Consider the following 26,141-nt stretch of genomic DNA (forward strand, 5'->3'; position numbering starts at 1 on the left):
ATGTACACTCAAAAAGTTGTCTGAAAATGCCCAGTTATACCTACCTGTATTAATGATCTGTTACCCGGCAACGATTTCCGCTACTTTAACTTGTTTACAAAAATTTAATAATTTCAGGGGCGGGTGAATGTCACGTAAAGACGGGTTGTTAGCACTACTGGTCGTGGTGGTATGGGGGCTAAATTTTGTCGTCATCAAAGTGGGCCTGCACAATATGCCGCCGCTGATGCTGGCAGGGCTACGTTTCCTACTGGTGGCATTTCCGGCTATTTTCTTTGTTCCCCGCCCGAAAATCCCTCTCTCATTGCTGCTCGGTTATGGCCTGACCATCAGCTTTGGCCAGTTCGCGTTTCTGTTCAGCGCCATAAAATTTGGCATGCCCGCTGGACTGGCGTCACTGGTATTGCAGGCGCAGGCATTTTTCACCATTGTGCTGGGCGCATTCGCTTTTGGTGAGCGTTTACAGGGCAAGCAACGGGTCGGTATCGCGCTGGCAGTGTTTGGCGTGCTGGTGTTGATCGAAGCCAGCCTGAATGGACAGCACGTGACGATGCTCGGCTTTATGCTGACGCTGGCGGCAGCGCTGAGTTGGGCCTGCGGCAATATCTTCAACAAGAAAATTATGCAACATGAATCCCGCCCGCCAGTGATGTCGCTGGTGGTGTGGAGTGCCTTGATCCCTATTTTACCGTTCTTTCTGGCATCGCTCGTCCTTGATGGCCCAGGTCTCATCGTACACAGCCTTATTGCTATTGATATGACGACTATTCTCTCACTGGTCTATCTGGCATTTGTGGCGACGATTGTGGGGTACGGCATATGGGGTACGTTGCTGGGACGCTATGAGACCTGGCGCGTGGCCCCGCTGTCTTTACTCGTGCCAGTGGTTGGGCTGGCGAGTGCGGCAGTGTTACTGGATGAAACGCTAAGTGGGCTGCAACTTATCGGCGCGCTGTTGATTATGGCGGGGCTGTACATCAACGTGTTTGGTTTTCGTTTGCGCAGGACCGCTCAGGCGAGGGGATAACAGTAGCCCCGCCGTGGCGGGGCATCATGACTTATAAACTGCGCATGTTGTAATAAGGCACACCCAGTTCGTCGGACTTGTCGCTGCCGGCACCCATATGATTAAAATCAAACGGGGACTGTTCCTGCGTAGGAGGCATAATTATTGCGTCGCGATTATTGGGTGTTATGGGCTGCGCGGTTTGTTCCGCCATGCTCTGGCCCGAAACAACAAGCAGCAGGGCCAGCATTGCAGATGACAGAAGTTTCATGATTTCCTCGGTTACGTCTTTATCAGGCGATTAGCAGTTACATTGATTCAGCGGATGCAAATACCGGGATTCGCCGTGCATATTTGTCATACGGTACTTATGGGGTGGCACATCAAAATAGTTTTTGAAGGTCCGGGTCAGCGTCTGCTGAGACTCAAAGCCATAACGCTCCGCCAGGTAGAGGATCGGTTCGTTACTTTCTTTTAATTTTTGCGCTATTTCAGTCATTTTGCGGCTGCGGATGTATTGACCTAATGAATGGCCGGTTTCTTTTTTAAACATCCGTTGCAGGTGCCATTTGGAGTAACCTGAACGCTCTGACACCTTTTCCAGTGACAGCGGTGATTCAAGGTTATTCTCGATCCAGTCCAAAATGCTATGAATAGTGATTGTGTCAGTATTGCGTCTGGACATCGTCATACCTCTTTCTGTTTACGGCAGGATTTTCTTAAGCAAATGCTCAAGTGTTGCCACTTCGTCCGCCGTTAAGTTTTTTGTTAGTTCCTGGTGCAGGTCTTGCCCGACTAATTGATGGCACTGCTCACAAATTGTCGCGCCATGCTCGGTGAGTTTCACCAGCACGCCGCGTTTGTCATGTGGATTAGGAAGTCTTTCAATCCAGCCTTTACAGGCCAGTCTGTCGAGCATACGCGTCAGCGCACCAAGATCGACAGACAGCACTTTTTTCAATTCAACAGGGGTGATGCACACCGCGCAGCGGATGGAGCAAAGCACCTTAAACTGCGATGCCGTGATATCCAGCGGTGACAGGTAGTCGTTTAGCAAACGATCTTTTTTCTGATTAACCATATAGATCAAACGGCCCAGTGGGATGATTTCGTTGAACAGATCACTGGTGTTTTTCACAATGGTTGCCCTGGCAAGTAGTTAGTCACGGCTGATATTATTGCTTAGGCAAATATAAGTCAAATGAATGGGTCGGCAAATGCCACGTTTTGCTAAAACGTCAGCACCTGGCTAACCGAACGTTCGTTTCAATATTTTGATTTCACAGGCTTATGCGTAGAGGAGAAAAATGAATCCTTACATCGCGAAAATGGCTTAAACGGGTGTTTTCACCGTATACTTGCCGTTGACGATTAACGCACAGGAAAGATGAATTATGATGGATTTGTTTAAGGCCATAGGTCTGGGACTGGTAGTCCTGTTACCGTTGGCGAACCCGTTAACCACCGTGGCGTTGTTCCTCGGCCTTGCCGGCAATATGAACAGCGCAGAGCGTAACCGTCAGTCATTAATGGCGTCTGTCTACGTGTTTGCCATCATGATGGTGGCGTACTATGCCGGGCAGGTGGTGATGAATACCTTCGGGATTTCGATTCCCGGATTGCGTATTGCGGGTGGGTTAATCGTTGCGTTTATCGGCTTTCGGATGCTGTTCCCGCAGCAGAAGGCGCACGACTCTCCGGAAGCGAGAAGTAAGTCAGAAGAACTTGTAGACGAACCGACGGCCAATATTGCCTTCGTGCCGCTGGCAATGCCCAGTACTGCCGGTCCGGGTACCATTGCGATGATCATCAGTTCGGCCTCGACCGTACGTCAAGGCTCTGAGTTTCCGGACTGGGTTATTATGGTCGCTCCACCGATCATTTTTGCGGTGATCGGGGTCATTCTGTGGGGCTGCCTGCGCAGTTCAGGCGGAATTATGCGTCTGGTCGGCAAAGGGGGCATTGAAGCGATTTCCCGTCTGATGGGCTTTTTGCTGGTGTGTATGGGCGTGCAGTTTATTATTAATGGCGTACTGGAAATTATCAAAACCTACGCATAAAACCTACGCTTAAAAAAAGGGTCCGGTATAGTCTACCGGACCCTTTTTTATGGCTAGTTAGGCTGTTCTTCCAGCGCGACCGGCCACTTGCGAAAGATAATCACGGACCATATCAGCGCAGCCAGTGCGGGTATCGCACCGATGTAACCGATTGTGGACATCGACCAGTGCAAACTGACCTGATTTCCCACCAGTGCGCCCGCGCCGATACCCAGATTAAAGATCCCGGAAAACAGCGCCATGGCGACGTCGGTAGCATCGGGTGCCAGCGCAAGCACTTTCACCTGCATCCCCAGACCTATCACCATAATGGCCACACCCCAGAAAATACTCAGTATGGCGAGGTGCATCTCGCTGTCAGCGGCTGGTAATAGCAGCACCAGGCACACCGTCAGTAACGCGATAGCCGCACTTATCAGCCCGGATGCATGCTGATTACCCAGCTTGCCAAAGATGAGGCTGCCGATAATGCCCGCCGCACCCAGAACCAGTAACAACACGGTCGCAAAATTGGCACTCAGTCCGGCAACGGTCTGAACAAAGGGTTCTATATAGCTGTAAGCCGTGTAGTGCGCGGTGACCACAATGACCGTCAGTAAATAAATGCTCATCAGCGCCGGACGGCGAAACAGCAGCGGCAGGCTTTTTAGCGAGCCTGAATGCTCACTGGGTAGTTTTGGCAGCAGTTTAATCAGACAGAGCAAGGTGACTAATGCGGCGACGCCGATAGCGAAGAAGGTTGTGCGCCAGCCAAAATACTGGCCGACGATACGGCCAATAGGCAGACCCAGCACCATCGCCAGCGCGGTCCCGGTAGCAATCAGGCTCAACGCCTGCGCACGTTTGCCGGCGGGTGCCATGCGAATCGCTAATGACGCGGTAATCGACCAGAAAATGGCGTGTGCGAAGGCAATACCAATACGGCTAATGACCAGCACGGTAAAGTTCCATGCCAGGAAAGAGAGCACATGACTGGCGATAAACAGCGCGAAAAGGCAAATCAGAAGTTTGCGTCGCTCCACCTGACTGGTAAGCAGCATAAACGGCAGTGACATCAGGGCAACGACCCAGGCATAGATGGTCAGCATGATCCCGACCTGCGCTGTTTGCATATTAAAGCTTTGCGCGATGTCGGAGAGCAAACCGACGGGAACAAACTCCGTGGTATTGAAAATAAAAGCGGCAATAGCCAGCGTAACGACCCGTAGCCACGCGACCTTGCGGGAAACAGTGTGTGTTGTCATATCAAATAAATTGGATTAGCTGCGAAAAGGTGAGGTCACGATCTTAAAACGGTTACTGGTGAAAATACAATCATTTCGTGATTCAAATCACATTTTTATGCCTGATGCCTGGAAGGTAGGGCCGGGTGAACTTGCGTCACCCGGCGTCAGCTAATCTGCATTCTGCACCAGTTGGGGGTTCAACACCTCAATAAATGCTTCCAGCTGTCGCGTCATCGCTCCCCGACGCCAGACCAGCCATGTATTGAGCCAACGCCAGTTTTCACTCAACGGCCAGGCGTTAACTTGATGGTGTCCCGGCATACTTTCCAGCATCGATCGCGGAATCAGCGCAATTCCCGCCCCGGCAATCACGCAGGCGAGCATTCCGTGATACGACTCCATTTCATGGATGGTGCCCGGCATTGCGCGATCGGCGTGAAACCAGCTTTCAAAATGGCGGCGGTAAGAGCAGTTCGCGCGAAAGGCATAAATACTGCAGCCGTTAACGTCGCTGGCCCGCTGTATGGGGGCGTGTCCGTGAGGGGTAACGATCATCATCTCCTCAAGGTAGACCGGCATGCCTTCCAGTCCCGGGTGGGTGATCGGGCCATCGACAAAGGCGGCGCTCAGCGTCCCCTCCAGTACACCGTCCAGCATGGTGCCTGAAGGCCCTGTAGCCAACGCAAACTGGATTTTAGGGTAGCGTCGATTATATTCAGCCAGCGTCGCGGGAATGCGTACGGCAGCGGTGCTTTCCAGCGAACCGAGAGAGAACAGTCCCTGCGGCTCATCGCCAGCAACGACCATACGTGCTTCCTCTACCAGGGCAAGGATCCGCTGGCTATAGCGCAAAAAATTGTGCCCGGACGGGGAAAGTCGCAGGCGCTGGTTTTCACGAATAAACAGATCGACGCCAAGGTCGGCTTCAAGCTGGCGAATACGCGTGGTGAGATTGGACGGCACACGATGTACCTTCGCAGCGGCCTGCGTAATGCTGCCGGTTTCCGCCACCGCATTGAACATTTCCAGTTGCGTCAGATCCATTATTTTTCTCTATTCGTGAATGGTGTAGTTAATATTATTCATTTTTCAGAAAGAGTAAATACGCTCATGATATGACCATACCCTGCAAAAAGAGAGACAGCTATGACCATCACATCAGCAACACATGCGATTTCCGTCAATCCTGTGAACGGCGAAAGGTTAACGGCGATGCCGTGGGCTAGTCGGGATGAGATTGCCCATGCGCTTGATCTGGCCGCCAGTGGATTTAATGAATGGAAACACACCACCGTGGCGCATCGGGCGCAGATGCTGCGCAAGGTTGGGCACGCTCTGCGCCAGCGTGCGGAAGAGATGGCGCAGTGTATCTCACGGGAAATGGGGAAACCGATAAAACAGGCTCGTGCAGAAGTGGCGAAATCCGCGGCGCTGTGTGACTGGTATGCAGAGCATGGGCCTTTGATGCTTAATCCTGAACCAACACAGGTGGAGAATAACCAGGCGGTGATCGAATATCGTCCTTTGGGCACTATTCTGGCCGTTATGCCGTGGAACTTCCCGCTGTGGCAGGTCATGCGCGGTGCAGTGCCTATTTTATTGGCCGGGAATGGTTACCTGTTAAAGCATGCACCGAATGTAACCGGGTGTGCCGGTATTATTGCGCAGGCGTTTGCTGATGCCGGTATCCCGCAGGGGGTATATGGCTGGGTGAATGCCGATAACTCGGGCGTTAGCCAGATGATCAATGATCCGCGTATTGCCGCCGTTACGGTAACGGGAAGTGTGCGAGCCGGGGCGGCAATTGGTGCTCAGGCGGGGGCGGCGCTGAAGAAATGCGTGCTTGAACTGGGTGGATCCGATCCGTTCATTGTCCTTAACGATGCTGACCTCGATCTGGCCGTGAAGGCGGCAGTCGCCGGTCGTTATCAGAATACCGGGCAGGTTTGTGCGGCAGCGAAACGTTTTATTGTTGAGGAAGGGATTGCGGCAGAATTTACTCAGCGTTTTGTTGCGACGGCCAGTGCGCTAAAAATGGGCGATCCTCTGAATGAGGAAAACGATCTCGGCCCAATGGCACGCGTTGATCTGCGTGATGAACTGCATCAGCAGGTTGAGGCTTCGATGGCTCAAGGGGCGACGTTGTTACTCGGTGGCGAAAAAATTGCCGGAAAAGGTAACTACTATGCCATCACGGTTCTTGGTGACGTGACACCTGAGATGACCGCTTTCCGCCAGGAATTGTTCGGCCCGGTAGCAGCAATTACCGTTGCGAAGAACGCAGAGCATGCGTTAGTACTGGCGAATGAGAGTGATTTTGGCTTGTCGGCAACGATTTTCACCGCTGATGAGACGCTGGCGCAGAATATGGCTGCACGCCTGGAATGTGGCGGGGTATTTATCAATGGTTATAGTGCCAGTGATGCCCGCGTTGCGTTTGGCGGGGTGAAGAAAAGCGGTTTTGGTCGGGAGCTTTCGCACTTTGGCCTGCATGAGTTTTGTAACGTGCAGACCGTCTGGAAAAACCGTATCTAATCTTCAGGGTGTCTCCACACGGGACACCCGTCCACGCATATCATCTGCATCCTGACGCGGTGCATTCAGCTCTGTTATACTCGCAGGCCTTTCAGACCTGCGAGCAAGGAGCATGTTGTGGCCAGGGCCATGGACAATTCAATCTTAGAAACCATTGTGCAGCAGGTTCGCCCGCTGATTGGTCAGGGGAAGGTCGCTGACTACATCCCCGCATTAGCCTCCGTTGATGGTTCCAAACTGGGTATTGCCATTTGTACCGTTGATGGTCAGCACTATCAGGCGGGTGATGCGCAAGAACGTTTTTCAATTCAGTCGATCTCGAAGGTGCTCAGTCTGGTGGTGGCGATGCGTCATTATCAGGAAGATGAGATCTGGCAGCGAGTAGGCAAAGATCCGTCAGGACATCCGTTTAACTCTCTGGTACAGCTGGAAATGGAGCAAGGAATACCGCGCAACCCGTTTATTAATGCCGGGGCGCTAGTGGTTTGCGACATGCTGCAGGGGCGTCTGAGTGCGCCACGTCAACGCATGCTCGAAGTCGTACGGGCGCTAAGCGGTGTGCCGGATATCGCCTATGATGCGACAGTTGCCCGCTCTGAGTTTGAGCATTCGGCACGTAATGCGGCCATTGCCTGGCTGATGAAATCCTTTGGCAATTTTCAACATGATGTTGCCACCGTTCTGCAAAACTATTTCCACTACTGTGCGCTGAAAATGAGCTGCGTGGAGCTGGCGCGTACCTTTGTCTTTCTGGCTAATCAGGGGCATGCCTTTCATCTCAATGAACCGGTGGTCACGCCGATGCAGGCCCGACAAATTAATGCGCTGATGGCGACCAGTGGTATGTACCAGAACGCCGGTGAATTTGCGTGGCGAGTGGGGCTGCCGGCAAAATCCGGGGTGGGGGGGGGTATCGTGGCGATCGTGCCGCATGAAATGGCGATAGCGGTCTGGAGCCCGGAACTGGATCCGGCAGGGAATTCACTGGCAGGTATTGCGGTGCTGGAACAGTTAACCCAACAGATGGGGCGTTCGGTTTACTGATGAACTCGCTCGAACCGCTGTTTTCCCGACTGGCGAAATCGACCTTTCGTTCACGGTTTCGCCTTGGTGACAAAGAACGACGCTATTGTATGGAGAAAGGCGCGCCGGTGATTGAGCAACATGCCGCCGATTTTATTGCCAAACGCCTGGCGCCTGCATTCCCGGCCAACGACGGTAAGCAGACGCCGATGCGCGGGCATCCGGTATTTATTGCCCAGCATGCGACGGCAACCTGCTGTCGCGGCTGTCTGGCAAAATGGCATGATATTCCTCAAGGGCAGGCGCTAAGTGCAGAACAGCAACGTTACGTTGTCACGGTAATTTATCACTGGTTAGTGCGGCAAATGAACCAGCCATAGATAACATAATCCTATGATAAGACCCCTTGTGTTGCGAAAAAGTTAAACGCACTATCATGGGGACTATCTGAGGAGAAAAAAATGGCCACTGGTACCCCCTGCATCGTGCTGAGCGCACAACAGATTGTGTCGAGAATCGACGAGCTTTGTGACGTTCTTGAACAGTGCGTGAATGACGGTGCATCTGTAAGTTTTATACACCCCTTCAATCGCGATAAGTCACTGCCATTCTGGACGGGCGTTGCGCAAAGCGTTGCCCGTGGCGAGAGAATTGTGCTGGCGGCTGAAAACACGCAGGGTATCCTGGTGGGAACCGTCCAGCTTATTGTCGATCAACCTGAAAACCAACCGCATCGTGCCGACGTCGCCAAATTACTGGTGCATCCGTCTGCACGACGAACGGGTATCGCCCGGGAATTGATGAACGCGCTGGAAACGTGTGCGCGTCAACAGCATAAAACTACGCTGGTGCTCGACACGGCCACCGGTAGCGCTGCGGAGTTGTTCTACCACAATTGCGGCTGGCAAAAAGCGGGCATGATCCCCAACTACGCCCAAATGCCGGACGGAACGCTGACGGGCACCACACTTTTCTATAAATCATTGTAATTTGTTACCAGGGATTGATCAAAACAGGGTTTCAAGGTATTAAAGTTTGCTAACCTATTGGACCAATTCAATCAGGTTGTATGACTAATCAAAAAGGGAACCCATTGTGCAAACACTAAATCGTCGCGATTTTCCCGGTGCTCACTATCCTGAACGCATCATTCAGTTTGGTGAAGGAAACTTCCTGCGCGCCTTTGTTGACTGGCAAGTTGATTTACTGAATGAACATACCGATCTGAATTCTGGTGTGGTCATTGTTCGTCCTATCGAAAGTACATTTCCGCCATCACTGAGCACGCAGGATGGTCTCTATACCACCATCATTCGTGGTCTGAATGAAAAGGGCGAAGCCGTCAGCGACGCGCGTTTAATTCGCTCGGTTAACCGTGAAATCAGCGTCTATAGCGAATACGATGAGTTCCTGAAACTGGCGCATAACCCTGATATGCGTTTTGTTTTCTCCAATACAACGGAAGCCGGGATCAGTTATCACGCGGGCGACAAGTTCGACGATGCGCCTGCGGTAAGCTATCCGGCCAAGTTGACCCGCCTGCTGTTTGAGCGTTACAGCCATTTTGACGGCGCGCTGGATAAAGGCTGGATAATCATTCCTTGCGAACTGATTGATTACAACGGCGATGCGCTGCGTGAACTGGTGCTGCGTTATGCGCAGGAGTGGGCGTTGCCGGACGCGTTCGTGCAGTGGCTGGACAAGGCTAACGCATTTTGTTCTACGCTGGTGGACCGCATCGTTACCGGTTACCCGCGTGACGAAGTGGCCACGCTGGAAGCCGAGCTGGGTTATCACGATGCTTTCCTCGATACTGCAGAGCACTTCTACCTGTTTGTGATTCAGGGGCCGAAGTCATTAGCGACTGAACTACGTCTGGACAAATATCCGCTGAATGTACTGATTGTTGATGACATTAAGCCGTACAAAGAGCGTAAAGTTGCCATCCTTAACGGTGCGCACACCGCGCTGGTACCGGTAGCCTACCAGGCAGGGCTAGACACGGTGGGTGAGGCGATGAATGACGCAGAGATTTGCGCTTTTGTCGAAAAAGCCATTTACGAAGAGATCATTCCGGTGCTCGATTTACCGCGTGATGAGCTGGCATCATTCGCCAGCGCGGTGACCGGACGTTTCTGCAACCCGTACATCAAGCATCAGCTGTTGTCGATTGCCCTGAACGGAATGACCAAATTCCGCACGCGTATTTTGCCGCAGTTGCTGGCAGGGCAGCAGGCCAATGGTCAATTGCCGGCGCGTCTGACGTTTGCGCTGGCGGCGTTGATTGCTTTCTATCGTGGCGAGCGTAACGGTGAGTCTTATCCTGTTCAGGATGATGCCCACTGGATTGAGCGCTTCCAGCTGCTATGGAGTCAGCACCACGATCGTCAAATAAGCACGCAAGCGTTGGTCCACTCGGTACTGGCGGTCAACGAGCACTGGGAGCAGGATCTGACGCAGGTTCCCGGTCTGGTTGAACAGGTTTCTGCCGATCTGGACGCCATTCTGTCCAACGGTATGCGCGAAGCCGTGAAGCCACTGTGCTAAAATAGTCACATAATTACCCGGTTTAGGCCGGGTTTTTTATACCTGTTTATTAGTTACAACATACAGTGTGCTTCTTAAATACAGTTACCGTCTGAGACTGTAGCGCCTCATTTGTTCAGACAGGTAAAAAGGCGGGATTTAGTGCGGTGAGGTGCTTGCAACATTGATCGCGATCACGTTTAATGGCGCGGCTTTCACATTTTCCGAAGATAACTATGATTGTTCGACCTCAACAACACTGGCTGCGTCTGATATTCGTCTGGCATGGTTCAGTGTTATCGAAGATTTTCTCGCGCCTGCTGCTGAATTTTCTGCTTTCCATTGCCGTTATCATCATGCTGCCATGGTATACGATGCTGGGTATCAAATTTACCCTGGCGCCATTCAGCATCCTGGGCGTCGCCATTGCTATCTTTTTAGGCTTTCGCAACAATGCCTGTTACTCGCGCTACGTTGAAGCTCGACACCTGTGGGGACAATTAATGATTGCCTCCCGTTCGCTACTGCGTGAGGTAAAAAACACATTACCGGACGACGTCGAGCTGGGGCAGTTTGTACGTCTGCAAATCGCCTTTGCCCACTGTTTACGCATGACCCTGCGTCGTAACCCGCAGGCGGAACCATTAGCGAAATATCTCAGTGCCGCAGATTTGCAAACTGTCTTTGCCTGCCAATCACCGGCCAACCGTATTCTGCTGTTGATGGGGGAGTGGTTAGCCGTACGCAGGCGTAATGGCGAGCTATCTGACATATTATTTCACAGTTTAAACAATAGATTAAATGATATGTCGGCGGTACTTGCAGGTTGTGAGCGGATTGCTAATACACCGGTGCCATTTGCCTATACCTTGATCCTGCATCGCACGGTCTATCTGTTTTGTATCATGCTGCCATTCGCATTGGTGGTCGATCTGCACTATATGACGCCGTTCATTTCCGTGCTGATTTCATATACGTTCATTTCTCTCGACACGTTGGCAGAAGAGCTTGAAGACCCGTTCGGCACGGAAAATAACGACTTGCCGCTGGATGCGATTTGTAATGCGATTGAAATTGATTTGCTGCAAATGAACGATGAAACGAATGTACCTGCTAAACATATGCCCGATAAGCACTATCAACTGACATAACCGAATCAATTTTCGCCATGTCCTTTTTGCCACCATACCGGCATCATATCGGAAAAAGAGTGAAACTGTGGCGCCAGATTCTCATCATCGGGATCGTCAAATCCCCCGGCTAACAGGGCAATAATCGGGGCGTCATCGATGGCGCCCACGGAACTACCACACTGTGGGCAAAAGGCTCGGCTGGATATTTCTGATGATCGCCAGGTAGCAGGTTGACCCGCAATGCCCGTCCATTCTACGTTTTCAGCGTTAAATTCAATCCACACTACGGTGGGCGCACCCGTATGTCTGCGGCAAATATCACAGGAGCAGGAATGTGAGTTGTTGGGATTCGTTGCGGTAAAGCGTACCGAACCACACAGGCAACCGCCAGAATAGATTTTAGACACGACGACTCTCTTCAGCGAAACGTTATCTGACACTAGCAGATGACAAGCCTCGCCACTAGAAGCACATCTTAAAAAAGCGATGGCACGCATATGCGATACCCGGTGTAAAGATAAAACAGACCATTAAATGAACGACAACCTGTGATTGTCAATACGAAGGCTTATTTATCTCCGCGGAGCGTAAGGCCATTCACAGAATAGATCATTGTCTCGATAAAACCGTTGAAAGTGTAATCATGGCGTTCGTATAAAAAATCCATGTCGTCAGGGGGATTAACCTGCTGACGCTTTAAAAGGATGTACGCACGATAATCAGGAGGATTATCTATGAAAAACTTTCAGCTAATGCCTGCAAAACGCCCCGGCCGATTAGCGATTATTCCCGGACTGCTGTTAGCGTCAACAGGTCTGCTGGTACCTGTAGACGCCATCGCAGAAGAACGGCTATGTGAACGTGAATCAGCCGCGTTATGCACGGAAAATAAAAGTAAAACTACACTGCAAGCCAGCCGCATATTATTGGCGGCCCAACCGTATACACCCGCCAATGCCACCAGTGATGCGATCATTAATAATAACGCCAGTGTTCTGTTATCAAATACTGAAAATACTGACGACGTCTGGAATACTTTTCGTGGCCTGATTGTTGGTAAAGATTCTGCAGGTGCGTTGGTCATTGATGGGCGCCAAATTTCTTCGCTTACAGGCTCAATTGGTCGGGGAAGTGCCGGCATTGTGACCCTGACCAATGGGGCAATCTGGATACTGAGAGGGGGAGATCTCGTTTTAGGGACTAACAGCGGCAGTGGCCGCTTATTGGTGGAGCTTGGCAGCCAAATAAGCGGAATTAATGAACTCCGCATCGGCGAATTTTATGCCGGCGCCTACGGCAGCGTCATGATTGACGGAACGGGATCTACTGTTAAAACGAACTGGGTCGTGGTGGGCGATCAGGACACTGGTAAGCTCGATATTCTTAATGGTGGGCAGCTGGTCGCAACCGAACACATGAATATCGGCTATGTTGGTAAAACAGATCGCAATAACTTGTTTGGTAACGGTGCCGTCAGGGTTGATGGTGAGGATTCGTTACTGGATATCGCTAAGCCGATTTTGTTAGGGGGATACGGAACCGGCAACAATGATGCACGCGGCGTGCTAACCGTGAGTAATGGTGGCACGGTAAAATCTGGGAAATATTTATGGTTAGGCGTCGGTAAGGGAAGTACAGGCATTGTCAACGTAGGGTCTGAAGAGGGGGACGTCGCGCAGCGCGCTGGCGTCATTAACGTTCCGTGGATCTATCTTGGCGATACTGCCGACAATACCAGCACCGTTCAACTGAATTTTAATCATAACAGTGACGATTTTTCACTCGCAGCAGATATAACCGGACGTGGTCAGGTCAATCATAATGGTCCGGGAACGACATTATTATCGGGAAATAATGCCTACACGGGCACCACGTCGCTACGCAACGGTACGCTGCGGGCTGGCAGCACGGATGCCTTTAGCCGCAACTCAGATTTCACTGTGAATGAGACGGCGACTGTCGATCTGAATGGTTTTAGTCAGACTATCCGCTCGCTGTCGCTCGACGGTATGCTCAGTTTTGGCCAGCCGGGAACGGACGAGGCACTAAAACGTTCCAATAGTATCCTGACCGTTAGCGGTAATTACAGCAGCAACAACGGTCTTCTTATCCTCAATACAACAGAAGATGCCGTGCAACACAAAGCGGTGGTGAACCAACTTCATGTGATGGGGAATACATCAGGGACCACCCGTGTCGCTTTGCAGGCACTGGGCAGCCAGACAGTCAGTAATCTCAATGGTGCACGGGTAGTGCGGGTGGACGGCGAGTCAGGTGGTGAGTTTGTTGCAGTTGGCCGTTTGACCGCGGGCGCCTATGATTACGCACTACTGCGGGGAAATAATACGGATGATTCCGCACTCATTCCTGATTCGAATCATTGGTATTTGACCAATACGTGGACTCCTTCTGAAGAACCGATACGCGATCCAGAAGAACCGATACGTGACCCAGAAGAACCGGCTATTGATCCCGACACACCGGTGTTACCTGTCCAACAAGAAGAACCCGCATCTCACGATTCGGTTTTACGCCCTGAATTAGGCGCCTACCTTGCGAATAAATCGGCGGGAAATACGCTGTTTACGACACGTTTGCACGATCGCCTGGGCGAAAGTCACTATATTGACCCCATAACGGGTGAGTCAGACGTGACCAGCATGTGGTTACGCAACGTCGGTGGGCATACCCGGTTTCGTGATAGTAGCGGGCAGCTGAAGACGCAAAGTAACCGTTATGTTCTGCAAATAGGTGGTGATGTCGCACAATGGAGTTCAGACGAGGTTGAGCGCTGGCATCTGGGCGTCATGTTCGGCTACGCAAACAGCCAAAGTAATACGCGGTCAGACGTCAGCCATTACCGCGCTGACGGTTCGATATCAGGTTACAGCGCCGGATTGTACGCAACCTGGTATGCCAACAATGTGGAGAAAAGCGGGGGATATCTTGACAGCTGGATGCTTTATAACTGGTTTGATAACACCGTTCGCGGTGAACAACTGGCGACAGAGAAATATCGTTCACGGGGGGTGACCGCCTCGCTTGAAGCAGGATATGCCTTTAAGTTGAAGGAGACGGCACGCCTGAGTTACTGGCTACAACCCCAGGTTCAGTTGACCTGGATGGACGTATCGTCTGACGATCATCAGGAGGCAAACGGCACCGTGATCCGAGATAAAGGCAAAGGGAATCTGCAAAGCCGGTTGGGGGTTAAAGCGTATTTGCGAGGCTATAACCAACGCGATGAAGGAAAAGAACGGCTTTTTCAGCCATTTATTGAAACTAACTGGCTTCATAATTCCCGAAATTATTCGATATCAATGAATGAAATACAGGGTGACGTTGATGGCGCAAAAAATATCGCTGAACTCAGAGCAGGTGTTGAAGCGAAAGTAAATACGCGTCTGCACCTTTGGGGAAACGTAGGTCAACAAATTGGCGACAGTGGTTACAGTGATTCTCAGGCAATGTTCGGTGTGAAGGTGTTATTCTGACAACACCCCGCATCCTAAATCAGGATGCGGGGTGTTTATTTTGCCACTACCATTCGCACGCGGAAAATGTATTAACCAAAAGTGTTAATTCACAAATCGCATAATAATCTTACGGTGTGAAAATATACCGACAGGCGTGTTACAAGGTTATTTCATCTAACTAAAAGACAGTGGTTAAGATCAATTGATTCCTGCGTACTATCATGTAAAAAAGTAATGGCTTGTCGAATCGCTAATATCTCTTTATTGATCATCTTAAAATCAACACTGCATTAACCCATGAGATATATTTCATTCCCGCTTTTTACAATAAAGCATTTGACGTTGCTTATCCTCTCTTTATGAATAGTGAATAAACAGGTTAATTTTATGATAAATCAGTCAAATAGGGCAGGTGAACAGTCCCAACAAAAACACCATGGTCATTTTCATATTCCAGACGAGATCCGCCATCTTGGTGATATGTCGCTTTACAGGGCGGTAGCCTGGTGGGGTTTTCTGCGTAAAACTGAGTTTACTCGGGATGATATTAGCCAGGCGTTTCAGATAGATTTGAGACGTTCCAGTGGCATACTTAGCTATATTTGTCATCGACATGGGTATGATGATATCACATTTGAAATGCGTAAAATCCCAGTACAGGGCGGTTGTTGTCAACTTGCCGTACGAATTCTCAAGGTAGCAACGTCCCCGAAATCGGTAAGAAAACCAGAAAAAAGCAGCAATACCAGAAAGGACGTGAAAACAAACAATCAACTGGACCAGCTTATGGCCCGTTGGATGTTATCAAGGCCGACTGGTAATAATGCAACACAATTGGAAGCATGGAAAGCGGGGTGCCCAATTTATGATAATATCAAATTCACCGAAGAGTAATTGTTGAATAGTCACTTTTCGAAATAAAATAATACCAACTAAATACTATTTCTATTTACCTACATTAGCCTCTACAATGAAAGGCCAATGCAGGTATAAGGGGATTAAAAATCGCGTCTGGCAACAATAAACAAGCGTGGGAATGCCAGCAGGATTTTGCCATTTTCCTGCAGCGGATATTGCTCCTGTAGAAGTTCATGGTATCGAGCCAGATACTTTCGTTGCTCACTTTCGCTCAGATCTTGCAACCAAGGACGTAAGCCTGTCGCACTGACCCAGTCGATAATCGACTGATGTGAATCCATAATGTGGTAATAGGTCGTGCGCCAAATATCAACGTCACATCCCGCTTCAGTCAAAATATCATAATAAGCATGCACGCCGGGAAGAGGCGAACGACCGCGATCGGGATAATCCTGCTCATAGGCGACTTCACGCATTAAAATATGTGTCGGCTCCAGCCAGTTATCCGGCATTTGCACAGCAAGTACGCCGTTACGGTGTAACTGCGAGACAAGATATGGGAATAATTCGTAGTGATCGGGTACCCACTGTAATGAAGCATTCGCATAAAGCAGATCAAGAGGTTGCTCCGCCCGGAACTCGCTGATATCTGTTTCAACAAAATGACAGTTCGGTAAGGTTGCACGCGCCTCGTTGAGCATATTTGGCGAAGAGTCCACGCCTGTTATGTTGGCCGAAGGCCATCGTTGATACAGTAATGACGTGCTATTTCCCGGACCGCACCCCAGATCGGCGACTGAACGAACATTTTCTAACGCTACTCTGCTCAATAATTCTGCTGCGGGTCTTGAGCGTTCGCTGCCATATTGCAGATAAAGTGCAGGGTTCCAGTCGGCCATGTAGCTATCTCCTGTGTAAGATGAGATCGTATTCAATCTTCACGTTAAGCGTACGACATTATGGCTGTATTTGCTGAAGCGGGAAGGGCGCAGAAAAGTGTCTAGCGCGTAGAATAACGCTGAGTGATGATGTAAACATAATGGTAAGGAATGCAATATGATTGAAACATCAAGGCTCATTTTAAGGCAGTGGGGAAAAACAGATATGGCAGCCTTTGCCGATCTGAATGCTGACCCAGATGTGATGCGCTTTTTTCCGGCACCGATGACGAGACAGGAGAGCGACAGTCTGGCAGAGAGATTCAGGGACGGAATAGAACAACGCGGCTGGGGTTTTTGGGCCGTTGAATCCAAAGAAACGCATGAATTTGTTGGCTGTGTCGGTCTGCACCCGCAGCCTGATAAATTTCCATTTTCTCCCTGTACCGAAATAGGCTGGCGTCTCAGCAAAACGTACTGGCATCAAGGGTTAGCCATGGAGGCTGCTGAAGCCTGTCTGCAATATGCTTTTACGGTTCTGATGCTGGATGAAGTCGTATCGTTTACATCGGTACTCAACAAACCTTCAGAACACTTAATGAAACGGCTTGGTATGAAAAAAGTGGAAGAGTTTCCGCATCCAGCGTTGCCGGCAAATCATCGGCTGTCCCTGCATGTTCTGTATCGAATCCAAAAGATTTCTGTATTGGTTAATTCTGAAGGCCAAGGATGAAAATGAGAGACAGTATTCGAGCAAAGATAGTGAAGGTATGTGAAGCCAAGATTGCAGCTAAAGGACCCGATGTGGGAGTCTCATTTTATGCTTTTTTTGCCAACAAGAATGATGACCCTGAATTGCTCATGGAAGTAGCCCAATGGTGGATTATGGAAATGAAACTGGATCACTTTGAGAAAGCCCGAAAAGTTATAGCGCTTGTATTGTAGAGCGTACTTGAGGTCATGGATTTGTCTGTGAATCGTACAATGACAGACATCATAACTATGTGAGGGCCGCACTGGAGAAATAGCGTTCAGAGTCTATCAACAACCAGACCAAGGATGACCATAAAGCGCTGGATTTTGTCTTATTCCACATTGGTGCGCATAATGTATATTATGTTAAATGCAAAGGAACATGTAAAAAAGACGTGTTAATGCAGTCTGAATCGTGCCTGTCCGTTTGATCCCTTCCCTGTCGTGACGCTGCGTGAATTCTGCAGATTTTCACCAGTAATCCTGCACACGATTTCACGTAGCACACCACGCAGACATAAAAAAACCGGCCATTGTGGCCGGTTCGTCGTGACGGTTTCTGACTTAATGGATTTTTGCCCGGGCCGCTGCTTTCTCTGACTGGCGTTCTGCAGCTCTGACAACAGCCATAAACGCTTTGACACCCGGATCCACATCCGGCGACAACATGCGCATAATTGATTTTGAATTCCTGCCGACCTCGTCAGAAATCGCTGGATAACCGCACGTGACCTTAATCAGCGTGCGTAGCATTCCTTTTGCGACTTCGATTTCACCGGCCAGGATTAACTCGTGGATCTCCTGGATAATCTGAACACGTGACCCGATGTCCTCTTTAAGCAGGTTTTCCCACATTTTTTCGATGTCATGCGCGGCCATGTTTTTTACTCCTCAGATAATCAGCCCGATATTTTTCGGCGGCGTCCAGGTCGTTATTTTGCCGGTCCTTGAAACCGGCACACAGTAAAATGACAATCTCGTCGCCGTCCTGCATCAGATACACCCGAATGGCAATGCAGGCAAATTATTTATCGTCTGAAATCGTTTTGCATTCACACTTGCCACCTACACTGGCAGCGGTCAGACATAATTCACCGGTTATCGGTTCGTATTTTAGCGTTGCACCTGGCATGACCTGCGCGTGTGTAACCGTGCCGCCGCCTGACCTGTTTGTTTTTGTATACGACGCCGCCGAGAACCCAAAAAAGTGACAGTGTAAGTTTTCCAGAATGTATTTACTGACCATCAGTGACCCTGCCAGCGCGTGCGACTTTTTCGGACGTCAACATGTGTGAATGTCGGATAAATACCGATCCCGCCTGTAGGTAAAATAGTTTCGGTCGATTTTTTCCCGATGATTCTTTCCCGCTCGCGCTTGCATCGCCGGATTTATTCTTCGCCGGTGGCGCGTTTTTTTGTATATGCAAACGTTACTGTTTTTACTGATTGTACGCCGAAAAGAATTCCCCGCTATCCCATATCGCCTGCATATTCGCCACGGCGGCTGCAGCGGCGACAGAATCCCACACCCGACGCCCTGACAACCCCCGTCTGATAAACGCTTGTGACGATGCCCTCGAAACTGATTTCAGGCTGATTCGTTACGATACCGTCAGCAATTTTATAACCTGTCTCCAGTGCCGCTTCCGCCACGTCGCGCGACAGCTCGTAACCCTCGCTCGTCTTGGCATCAAAGGTGATGGCAAGCCCGGATTCGGTGACAATATTGCAGTGTTACTTTGTGGGGGTTTAACCCGCCGTTGCTGATTGCCGTCATATTTAATTAACGAATCAATTTAAATGTGTTTATATCCTAGACATGATGCTTTAAAAAACATTTGCTATAGGTGGTGTGCGTAGGTGTATGATGACCGCACTTTTAATATTTCAAAGGGATTGATTATGGCTTTTAAAGAGTTTGCAACGTTTGGTACTTTAATAACACCAAAAATACTCGTCGCCGTTTACTGGGTATTAACTATTATTTATATTATTGCTGCTGTTATATTTGCATTTAACGGTAATTTTAACGTCAGTGGTTTAAGTATTCTTGTTTTGGTTATTACTCGCATTTCATTTGAACTGATAATGATTTCGTTTAAAAATAACGAATTTCTGTTCCGCATTTGTAATGCACTAGAAAAAGACAAGCAATAAACATCAGCCCCGCATTGACGCGGGGCTTTTTTAGTCTGACACAGCGCCCGCTGTTTCTGCCAGATTAAAAGGTAGCTGCCGAACATGGAAGAAAATATACTCCCGCCGTTCCCGTCCATCTATGATTTGAAATCACTTATCACTTCACACACAAGCCACACTGCCGCCCCAACCCACATCCACCACTCTTATGAATTCCATTCATAGCGTCTATTTAAGCAGCGTAATTATCTTTAACCGCAACTTCGTTAATCTGGGTCTATCGCGTGAACACGCAAGCGGAAAGTGGCGACAGCTGATGGACATACCCCAGCCTGCAAGGCTGGGGCTTCATTAGAGGCTAACTAAATATTCTTATCGAAGAAGACGTCTAACTTTTGCATTGCCTGGTCAACGTATTTGGGCACCCAATACGTCTCGATATGGGTAGCGCCATCGATCAGGAAGAGTTCTTTGTCCTTCGTACCGGTGGCTTTCGCGAACGCATCTTCAGTCATATAGAGCGTATCCGCTTTTGTACCGGCAATCATCAGCAGCGGTTTATTAATGAGATTGATATGGTCCGTGACGTCAAAGCTCATCAAATCCAGAAGACTACTGGTGGTGTATTTAAACGTGGAGTTTGGGTGCGCGTGGGTTTTCCAGTAGTACTCGTAGCCCTGGCGATACAAGGCGAAAGGTAATTTAGCAATCTGTTCATCAGTCAGGTTGGCATCACCGGAGTAAAGCACTTCTCCTCCGGCAGCTTCCTGAGCACGTGCATCGGAAGCCTGCTGAAGACGCTGCTGGATAGTATCCAGCTGTGAATCCTGCATACCGTTGCGGCGCACAAGGCCTGAATTAAACATGCTGATGGTGGCTATCGATTTAAACCGCTTGTCAGTTTCAGCCGCAACAAGTGAATACCCGCCGCCACCGCAAATACCCAGCAGACCAAGGCGGGCGGTATCTACACCAGGATACTGGCTGATGTAGTCAGCCATACCGTGGATATCCTCAATGCGATAAGCGGGTTTATCCACGCTGCGCGGCATCCCACCGCTGGCGCCCTGATACGCCGCGTCGGCGGTAATTGTGATGTAACCCTGCTCGGCTAGACGCTGGGCATACAACCCGGCGACCTGTTCTTTTACGCCGCCATTAGGATGCGCGACCACCACGGCAGGGTATTTTTTGGCGGGATCGTAGTTTGGCGATATTTTCGCCCGCGATAACCTCGACTGGCAAAGCCGCGAGCTGGCAACGGTTGGCGCATTAGCCGCCACGCCGGGCGTGGAATCACAACTGCTGTCACATACGCGAGCCAGCATGCGGGTCGGCCTGACGGCAGCGCAGTTGCGCCAACTGGCAAAGGTGCTGCGTGAACATGGCGAAAGTGATGCAGCAACGCGAGCTGAAAAGGCGCTACAGCAGGCGCTCGATAGCAAATAAGTTAAGTTGGCTAGAGACGATACGCAGTTAATCGTCCGCATTCATGAGTCTGCCAAATAAGGGCAATCAGGGGTGCTAAATAATTAACGCTGACAACTCAGATATGATTGAACGGCAAACATAACAGAGGATGTAATATTGAAGACAATCTTAAAAACGCTGGCCATCTGCATCATGGCGGGTGGCCTGGTGGCTCAGTCGGTCTATGCCGAGCCGCTGGTCATTCAGGAACAGGGAAGCTTTTCTGCAGGTGGCACTATCATCACCGCGCCTGGAACATTTGACGCGAAAAAGCCGCTGGATTCTGCTGGCCAAACCTATCATGGCGATCATGCATCTGTGTTCTACCAAATTCCGGAAAATCCGCATAAATACCCTATCGTCATGCTGCACGGCGCAGGTCAGTTCTCCCGTACCTGGGAAAGTACCCCGGATGGTCGCGAAGGGTTCCAGAACATCTTCCTGCGTCGCGGGTTCTCAACTTATCTTGTCGATCAGCCTCGCCGGGGCAGCGCCGGTCGCACGACTGTAGAAGGTACTGTTACGCCAAAACCGGATGAACAGATGTGGTTCAACCAGTTCCGCGTTGGCGTGTGGCCAGAGTATTTTAAAGGCGTTCAGTTCTCTCACGACAAAGAAGCACTGAATCAGTATTTCCGTCAGATGACCCCAAATACCGGGCCGTTTGATATCAATGTCATCTCTGATGCGATGTCCGCCGTCGTGGATAAATCCGGCCCCGCTATCCTCTTCACCCACTCTCAGGGTGGCGGACCAGGCTGGTACACGGCGATGAAAAATGACAAGGTCAAAGCCATTGTCGCCTTCGAGCCAGGCAGCAGCTTTGTCTTCCCGGAAAAAGAACTCCCTGCCCCTATGCCAAGCGCATTCGACACGCTGAAGGGTGAGTCTGTGCCAATGGCGCAGTTTATGGCACTGACCAAAATCCCGATTCTGATTATTTACGGCGATAACATACCGGATAAACCTGTCGCCATGCCCGCGCAGGACAGCTGGCGCGTACGTCTGGCAATGGCTCGTGAGTGGCGTGACGTGGTGAACAAACATGGCGGGGATGTGACAGTGACGCATCTGCCAGAAGTGGGAATCAAAGGGAATACCCACTTCCCGTTCTCTGATTTAAATAATGTGCAGATTGCTGATTTGGTGAGTCAGTTTTTGAAAGAGAAAAATCTGCAATAGAAAGAAGTCGTATTGAGCCTTCATTATTGAAGGCTCAATACTAATATCAGCATTAACGATCGTGAATTTTTACACCAAGACAGCCACGCACAAATTCAGGATTAAAGTGTTTCACGGCATCACCAACATAGCCTAAATCGAGTGAGCTGATTTGTGCCATTTCGCGCTCAGTCAATGAGAAATCCCAGATGGCAAAGTTCTCTTCAATACGTTCCTGACGGGTGGATTTAGGGATGACAGTGACACCACGCTGTACATTCCAGCGCAGGACAACCTGAGCAACCGTTTTTTTGTGAGCATCGGCAATTTGTTGCAGCAGTTCATTCTCATAGGGCTTATGTCTTCCGCCACCTAAGGGTGCCCAGGCTTCCGGCTGAACGTTGTAATACTTCATGGTTTCAAGTGCAGCAGGCTGAGCAAAGTAAGGATGCAATTCAACCTGATTCACCATTGGCTTGATTCTGACGGTTTCGCAGAAGTTTGCTAATACATGAGCATAGAAATTGGACACCCCAATTGCCTTAAGCTTACCGGCATCATAGGCATCTTCCAGTGCACGCCACGCGCTGAAATAATCACGCATGGCCTGATGCAGTAAATAAAGGTCAAAATATTCCAGCCCAGATTTTTCTAACGACGCTTCAATCCCGGCTTTGGCCATATCGTAATTGGCCATGTCTTGTACCCACAGTTTTGAGGTAATAAATAGCTCTGCGCGGCTACATAACCCTTCGGCAATGGCCTCGCGCACTGCGTCACCAACGGCATCTTCATTACCGTAAACTGCTGCGGTATCGATAAGGCGATAGCCAGCACGAATAGCAGTCAATACAGACTGTTTACATTCTTCTTTATCTGTTACCTGAAAAACACCAAAGCCAGCCATCGGCATTTTCAGGTTGTTGTTTAATAATGAATAATCCACTATTGAATTCCTCTGTTATACCTAATCAATCATTCTAGAATAAAAAGACAGACATGAGTAAGGCGCGAAATCTGATATGACTTATGCACGATTTTCATAAATTACGCCCTCTGAAGCCGACCCGGTTAAAATCAGTAAATTGCCCATCCATTAAGTGCCCCTTCGCTATGCATTACGCTACACTACCCCTTCACTCTCTTTTGGCAGTAAGGGGCACAGGTTGGCACGGGAAAACCTTAATGATTTAATGGCGTTTATAGTCGTCGCGCGTGAAAAGAGCTTTACCAAAGCAGCGGCGCATTTAGGCGTTTCACAATCAGCCCTCAGCCATACCATTCGAACCCTCGAATCCCGTCTTGGGATGAAACTTCTGACCCGAACCACGCGCAGTATTTCGTTGACCGATATAGGGCAATCCATGTTGGATGACCTCGGCCCTTATATCGATGGGATCCAGGGGAGAAAAGAGGGTAAGAGCCTGAACGTCAAAGTTAGCGGTCAGCTTGTGTTTAGCCGTATCTATCAGAATCTACAGGCTGCCATAGAAGGATACGGACTGGCATATGTTCCCCGTGATATCGCTGAGAAACAGCTCGCCCACGGCGAACTGATTAGCGTCCTTGAAGACTGGTGTCCTTACTGGGATGGTTATTACATTTACTACCCGGAAAACAGAAATCACTCGAAAGCTTTCCAGCTCGTTATTGACGCGCTGCGCCACTACAAACATCCCTGAGTATTCCCTGGCAGGATTAACGACATATGACTCCAGGGAGAATAAAGCCAGCACCTGTTCAGGTCCTGGCTTTTGCTCATCGTCATCCGTCAGGTGTGATTTCTGCCTGTAAATACCTCTTTAAATACGGGTAATGCCGAGAAAATGTTTGGCCAGCCCGCCACAAAGGCCAGCTGTGTCAAGACCTCTGAGGCCTGAGTCTGGGTCAAACCATTATCCATCGCCCGATTAAGATGATACGGCACTTGCGCCACTTGTCCGGCGGTAACCAGTGCGCTGACGGTTATCAAGCTTCGGTCCCGTGGTGCCAGACCCGGCCGCAGCCACAGGTCAAGGAATAGCGCATCCGTGGTGTATTTCACTACACCTGGTGATACCTTGCCAAAGTTTGACTCAACCATCGTGGCTCGTTGGTTTTCCGACGCTTTATCAAGAGGCAGGAAATCCACTTTATCCCCTGACAATGACGCCGTATCGATATGGCGTTGCGCAAAGACGTTGCGGGCAACCAGCGCCGCAGAGGTGGCATTTGGCCAGCCAGCATAAAATGCCAGATGGGTAATTACTTCAGAGATTTCAGCAGGCTTAACGCCGCTATCCAGCGCCACGTTAAGGTAGTGCGGAAGCTCAGCCGTATCATTGCGGCTGATGAGTGCAGCAACTGTGACAAGGCTGCGGTCGCGACGCGACAACTCCGGACGATTCCAGAGATCCTTTTCAATAAGTCGTTCAGCATACGCAGCCATAGCGGGCGCGACTTGAGCGACAGCACCATGTGTATCTTCTGGTGTCATTTTCAAACTCCTGTTTTGCGTGGTTTGGGAAACGCATCCGCTCATCAATAACAGAGAAACAATCGCCAGGAATGCCCTGTTTATCATTCATGTTCTCCCGCCGAGTGACGATTATTCTGTCATCAGTTCAAATCTGGCGCTGTAGGCATCAGGGGGGACGGGCAATGCGTCAGGCTCATCTAATTGCCCCAGTTTAATTAAGCCAGACACATAACTATGGGATTTATAAAAAATAGCCAGATTTCCCCATGGGGCATAAATCGTTATATCCCTTTTTTTGCTGTCGTTCTTTCGGGTGAACCTTCGGTGGTCAACCGGGAAGGTAAGTCACTTATTTTCTCCTCCCCTGCAGTATCTGCTTACTCTGCGCTCAGCGAGGCCATATCAATGACGAAACGGTGGGCCATGTCTCCCTGTGCAAGGCGGGTGAAAGCATCGTTTATCTGATCGATACTAATCATTTCGCACTCAGGATAGATATCATGCTTCGCACAGAAATCCAGGACTTCCTGAGTTTCCGCAATGCCGCCGATCAGCGAACCCGCAACGCGACGGCGTCCCATGATCAGAGGTACCGTGAGCGGTTCATCCATCAGACCAACCTGGCCGACAATGACTAACGAGCCATCAATATCTAATAATGGGGTATAGATATTCAGGTCATGCTTAACGGGAGCAGTATCAATAATTAAATCGAATGCGCAGGCTGAATCCTGCAATGACTGTGGATCAGAAGAAGGCAGAATTCCTTTCGCACCCAGTGCTTTTGCCTCTTCCTCTTTGTTCTTATTGCGGCTGATGACGGTCACCTCGGCCCCCATCGCCACGGCCAGCTTAACCGCCATATGACCCAGGCCACCTAATCCGATCACGCCAACGCGACTTCCCAAACCCACATTCCAGGTACGCAGCGGAGAGAAGGTGGTGATACCAGCGCAAAGGATCGGTGCGGTCTTTGCCAAGTCCATATTTTCCGGTACGCGCAGTACAAACTCTTCGCGGACGACAATATGTTTGGCGTATCCACCCTGAGTGATTTCACCGCTCAAGCGGTCCGGTGCGCCATAGGTTGGCGTCATCCCGTTACGACAGAATTGCTCTTCGCCATGCTCACACTGATCGCAGTGCATACAGCTATCCACCATGCAGCCAACGGCGACATGGTCGCCTACATGATATTTTTTGACGCGCGGTCCCACGGACGTGACGACACCCACAATTTCGTGGCCCGGGATCAAAGGATAAGGCTGCGGGCCCCAGTCCCCATTGACCGTATGCAAGTCTGAGTGACAGACGCCGCAGTAAAGTATTTCAATGGCGACATCGTTTTCACGTAAATCGCGACGCTCAAAATGATAAGGAACCAGTTTCGCGTCATCAGTGTGCGCTGCATAACCAACCGTTTTCATAACTACCTCATA

General features: G+C 50.0%; 29 protein-coding genes and 2 pseudogenes. 16 read left to right on the top strand and 15 right to left on the bottom strand.

Translation table 11 applies throughout. The annotated features are described in order from the left end of the window. The first annotated feature begins 127 nt into the window (after window positions 1–127). On the top strand, window positions 128–1,027 hold the full coding sequence (gene eamA / locus FCH32_RS10320) for an O-acetylserine/cysteine exporter (protein WP_174360849.1): 900 nt from the start codon (window positions 128–130) through the stop codon (window positions 1,025–1,027). A gap of 31 nt (window positions 1,028–1,058) precedes the next feature. On the opposite strand, the gene marB is transcribed toward eamA, so the two are convergent. Genes marB through marR form a run of 3 tightly spaced genes read right to left on the bottom strand, consistent with a single transcriptional unit; the run spans window position 1,059 to window position 2,144 of the window. After that, window positions 1,059–1,277, bottom strand: a complete 219-nt coding sequence (gene marB, locus FCH32_RS10325) for a multiple antibiotic resistance protein MarB (protein ID WP_096757082.1) — start codon at window positions 1,275–1,277, stop codon at window positions 1,059–1,061. A 30-nt stretch (window positions 1,278–1,307) separates the two neighbouring features. Further along, a complete protein-coding gene (gene marA / locus FCH32_RS10330; RefSeq protein WP_138140554.1) occupies window positions 1,308–1,691 on the bottom strand; it encodes an MDR efflux pump AcrAB transcriptional activator MarA in 384 nt (127 codons plus the stop codon). An 18-nt stretch (window positions 1,692–1,709) separates the two neighbouring features. Further along, the gene (gene marR / locus FCH32_RS10335; protein ID WP_096757081.1) at window positions 1,710–2,144 is read right to left on the bottom strand and encodes a multiple antibiotic resistance transcriptional regulator MarR; all 435 of its coding nucleotides are present in this window, start codon (window positions 2,142–2,144) and stop codon (window positions 1,710–1,712) included. Window positions 2,145–2,400: 256 nt separating this feature from the next. On the opposite strand from marR, the gene FCH32_RS10340 reads away from it, so the two are divergent. Continuing rightward, window positions 2,401–3,066 carry a MarC family NAAT transporter gene (locus tag FCH32_RS10340; RefSeq protein WP_096757080.1) on the top strand — a complete coding sequence of 222 codons (666 nt, stop codon included), beginning with the start codon at window positions 2,401–2,403 and terminating at the stop codon, window positions 3,064–3,066. A 53-nt stretch (window positions 3,067–3,119) separates the two neighbouring features. Here FCH32_RS10340 and FCH32_RS10345 read toward each other — a convergent pair whose 3' ends face one another. Both FCH32_RS10345 and ptrR read right to left on the bottom strand, forming a co-directional pair. Beyond that, window positions 3,120–4,310 (bottom strand): sugar transporter, encoded by a 1,191-nt coding sequence (locus tag FCH32_RS10345; protein WP_096757079.1) that lies wholly within the window; start codon window positions 4,308–4,310, stop codon window positions 3,120–3,122. 150 nt (window positions 4,311–4,460) lie between these two features. Next, a complete protein-coding gene (gene ptrR / locus FCH32_RS10350; protein ID WP_174360850.1) occupies window positions 4,461–5,336 on the bottom strand; it encodes a putrescine utilization regulator PtrR in 876 nt (291 codons plus the stop codon). Between the two features lie 102 nt (window positions 5,337–5,438). Between ptrR and sad the strand changes: the two genes are divergently transcribed. The 6 genes from sad to FCH32_RS10380 all read left to right on the top strand — a co-directional run bounded on the left by sad (window position 5,439) and on the right by FCH32_RS10380 (window position 11,527). Next, window positions 5,439–6,827: a succinate-semialdehyde dehydrogenase gene (gene sad, locus FCH32_RS10355; protein ID WP_174360851.1), complete on the top strand. Its 1,389-nt coding sequence runs from the start codon at window positions 5,439–5,441 to the stop codon at window positions 6,825–6,827. Between the two features lie 117 nt (window positions 6,828–6,944). Beyond that, a complete protein-coding gene (gene glsB, locus FCH32_RS10360) occupies window positions 6,945–7,871 on the top strand; it encodes a glutaminase B (RefSeq protein ID WP_096757076.1) in 927 nt (308 codons plus the stop codon). Next, a complete protein-coding gene (locus FCH32_RS10365; protein ID WP_117343108.1) occupies window positions 7,871–8,230 on the top strand; it encodes a DUF4186 domain-containing protein in 360 nt (119 codons plus the stop codon). Before glsB ends, FCH32_RS10365 begins: the two co-directional genes overlap by 1 nt. Before the next feature lie 81 nt (window positions 8,231–8,311). Next, the gene (locus FCH32_RS10370; protein WP_135912062.1) at window positions 8,312–8,839 is read left to right on the top strand and encodes a GNAT family N-acetyltransferase; all 528 of its coding nucleotides are present in this window, start codon (window positions 8,312–8,314) and stop codon (window positions 8,837–8,839) included. Between the two features lie 106 nt (window positions 8,840–8,945). Next, entirely contained in the window at window positions 8,946–10,397 is a 1,452-nt protein-coding gene (locus FCH32_RS10375; RefSeq protein ID WP_096757073.1) for a tagaturonate reductase, read from the top strand. A gap of 215 nt (window positions 10,398–10,612) precedes the next feature. Then, entirely contained in the window at window positions 10,613–11,527 is a 915-nt protein-coding gene (locus FCH32_RS10380; RefSeq protein ID WP_174360852.1) for a bestrophin family protein, read from the top strand. Window positions 11,528–11,532: 5 nt separating this feature from the next. Here the strand turns inward: FCH32_RS10380 and FCH32_RS10385 are convergent, their stop codons facing one another. After that, window positions 11,533–11,916, bottom strand: a complete 384-nt coding sequence (locus tag FCH32_RS10385; RefSeq protein ID WP_115258515.1) for a GFA family protein — start codon at window positions 11,914–11,916, stop codon at window positions 11,533–11,535. A 327-nt stretch (window positions 11,917–12,243) separates the two neighbouring features. Here FCH32_RS10385 and FCH32_RS10390 point away from each other — a divergent pair, with 327 nt between their 5' ends. Next, entirely contained in the window at window positions 12,244–15,003 is a 2,760-nt protein-coding gene (locus FCH32_RS10390; protein WP_174360853.1) for an autotransporter outer membrane beta-barrel domain-containing protein, read from the top strand. A gap of 369 nt (window positions 15,004–15,372) precedes the next feature. Beyond that, window positions 15,373–15,879, top strand: a complete 507-nt coding sequence (locus FCH32_RS10395; RefSeq protein WP_174360854.1) for a CaiF/GrlA family transcriptional regulator — start codon at window positions 15,373–15,375, stop codon at window positions 15,877–15,879. A gap of 104 nt (window positions 15,880–15,983) precedes the next feature. On the opposite strand, the gene tam is transcribed toward FCH32_RS10395, so the two are convergent. Continuing rightward, window positions 15,984–16,742, bottom strand: a complete 759-nt coding sequence (gene tam, locus FCH32_RS10400; RefSeq protein ID WP_117343113.1) for a trans-aconitate 2-methyltransferase — start codon at window positions 16,740–16,742, stop codon at window positions 15,984–15,986. A gap of 157 nt (window positions 16,743–16,899) precedes the next feature. On the opposite strand from tam, the gene FCH32_RS10405 reads away from it, so the two are divergent. Both FCH32_RS10405 and FCH32_RS10410 read left to right on the top strand, forming a co-directional pair. Beyond that, window positions 16,900–17,454: a GNAT family N-acetyltransferase gene (locus tag FCH32_RS10405; protein ID WP_137400117.1), complete on the top strand. Its 555-nt coding sequence runs from the start codon at window positions 16,900–16,902 to the stop codon at window positions 17,452–17,454. Window positions 17,455–17,456: 2 nt separating this feature from the next. Then, on the top strand, window positions 17,457–17,666 hold the full coding sequence (locus FCH32_RS10410) for a DUF6500 family protein (RefSeq protein ID WP_115258510.1): 210 nt from the start codon (window positions 17,457–17,459) through the stop codon (window positions 17,664–17,666). Between the two features lie 372 nt (window positions 17,667–18,038). On the opposite strand, the gene FCH32_RS10415 is transcribed toward FCH32_RS10410, so the two are convergent. The 3 genes from FCH32_RS10415 to FCH32_RS23450 all read right to left on the bottom strand — a co-directional run bounded on the left by FCH32_RS10415 (window position 18,039) and on the right by FCH32_RS23450 (window position 19,199). Then, window positions 18,039–18,353 (bottom strand): hypothetical protein, encoded by a 315-nt coding sequence (locus FCH32_RS10415; protein WP_244958402.1) that lies wholly within the window; start codon window positions 18,351–18,353, stop codon window positions 18,039–18,041. Continuing rightward, a complete protein-coding gene (locus FCH32_RS23315) occupies window positions 18,340–18,468 on the bottom strand; it encodes a hypothetical protein (RefSeq protein WP_255432753.1) in 129 nt (42 codons plus the stop codon). The genes FCH32_RS10415 and FCH32_RS23315 overlap by 14 nt, the downstream gene beginning before the upstream one ends. 476 nt (window positions 18,469–18,944) lie before the next feature. Then, window positions 18,945–19,199, bottom strand: coding sequence for a phage baseplate protein (locus FCH32_RS23450; RefSeq protein ID WP_420838399.1), 255 nt, complete (start codon window positions 19,197–19,199; stop codon window positions 18,945–18,947). Window positions 19,200–19,376: 177 nt separating this feature from the next. On the opposite strand from FCH32_RS23450, the gene FCH32_RS10420 reads away from it, so the two are divergent. Beyond that, a complete protein-coding gene (locus FCH32_RS10420; RefSeq protein WP_174360855.1) occupies window positions 19,377–19,631 on the top strand; it encodes a hypothetical protein in 255 nt (84 codons plus the stop codon). Between the two features lie 344 nt (window positions 19,632–19,975). On the opposite strand, the pseudogene FCH32_RS10425 reads toward FCH32_RS10420, so the two are convergent. Further along, window positions 19,976–20,821: pseudogene (locus FCH32_RS10425) on the bottom strand (alpha/beta hydrolase); the annotation flags it as partial. Here FCH32_RS10425 and FCH32_RS10430 point away from each other — a divergent pair. Together FCH32_RS10430 and FCH32_RS10435 are read left to right on the top strand one after the other, a co-directional pair. Next, window positions 20,820–21,062, top strand: a pseudogene (locus FCH32_RS10430) (carboxymuconolactone decarboxylase family protein); the annotation flags it as partial. The pseudogenes FCH32_RS10425 and FCH32_RS10430 sit on opposite strands and share 2 nt — an antisense overlap. Window positions 21,063–21,200: 138 nt before the next feature. Continuing rightward, window positions 21,201–22,265: an alpha/beta hydrolase gene (locus tag FCH32_RS10435; RefSeq protein WP_174360856.1), complete on the top strand. Its 1,065-nt coding sequence runs from the start codon at window positions 21,201–21,203 to the stop codon at window positions 22,263–22,265. Between the two features lie 52 nt (window positions 22,266–22,317). On the opposite strand, the gene FCH32_RS10440 is transcribed toward FCH32_RS10435, so the two are convergent. Further along, window positions 22,318–23,190, bottom strand: coding sequence for an aldo/keto reductase (locus FCH32_RS10440; RefSeq protein ID WP_174360857.1), 873 nt, complete (start codon window positions 23,188–23,190; stop codon window positions 22,318–22,320). A gap of 220 nt (window positions 23,191–23,410) precedes the next feature. On the opposite strand from FCH32_RS10440, the gene FCH32_RS10445 reads away from it, so the two are divergent. Beyond that, window positions 23,411–23,926: a LysR family transcriptional regulator gene (locus tag FCH32_RS10445; RefSeq protein ID WP_174360858.1), complete on the top strand. Its 516-nt coding sequence runs from the start codon at window positions 23,411–23,413 to the stop codon at window positions 23,924–23,926. Between the two features lie 89 nt (window positions 23,927–24,015). Here FCH32_RS10445 and FCH32_RS10450 read toward each other — a convergent pair whose 3' ends face one another. From FCH32_RS10450 to FCH32_RS10460, 3 genes are all read right to left on the bottom strand, one after another. Then, on the bottom strand, window positions 24,016–24,807 hold the full coding sequence (locus tag FCH32_RS10450) for a carboxymuconolactone decarboxylase family protein (protein WP_174360859.1): 792 nt from the start codon (window positions 24,805–24,807) through the stop codon (window positions 24,016–24,018). A 24-nt stretch (window positions 24,808–24,831) separates the two neighbouring features. After that, window positions 24,832–24,987, bottom strand: a complete 156-nt coding sequence (locus tag FCH32_RS10455) for a cyclophilin-like fold protein (protein ID WP_161959027.1) — start codon at window positions 24,985–24,987, stop codon at window positions 24,832–24,834. A 92-nt stretch (window positions 24,988–25,079) separates the two neighbouring features. Continuing rightward, on the bottom strand, window positions 25,080–26,129 hold the full coding sequence (locus tag FCH32_RS10460; protein ID WP_137363299.1) for an NAD(P)-dependent alcohol dehydrogenase: 1,050 nt from the start codon (window positions 26,127–26,129) through the stop codon (window positions 25,080–25,082). Between the last annotated feature and the right edge of the window lie 12 nt (window positions 26,130–26,141).

It is taken from the genome of Citrobacter gillenii (assembly GCF_013337685.1).
In the GTDB taxonomy this organism is placed as follows: Bacteria; Pseudomonadota; Gammaproteobacteria; order Enterobacterales; family Enterobacteriaceae; genus Citrobacter; species Citrobacter gillenii.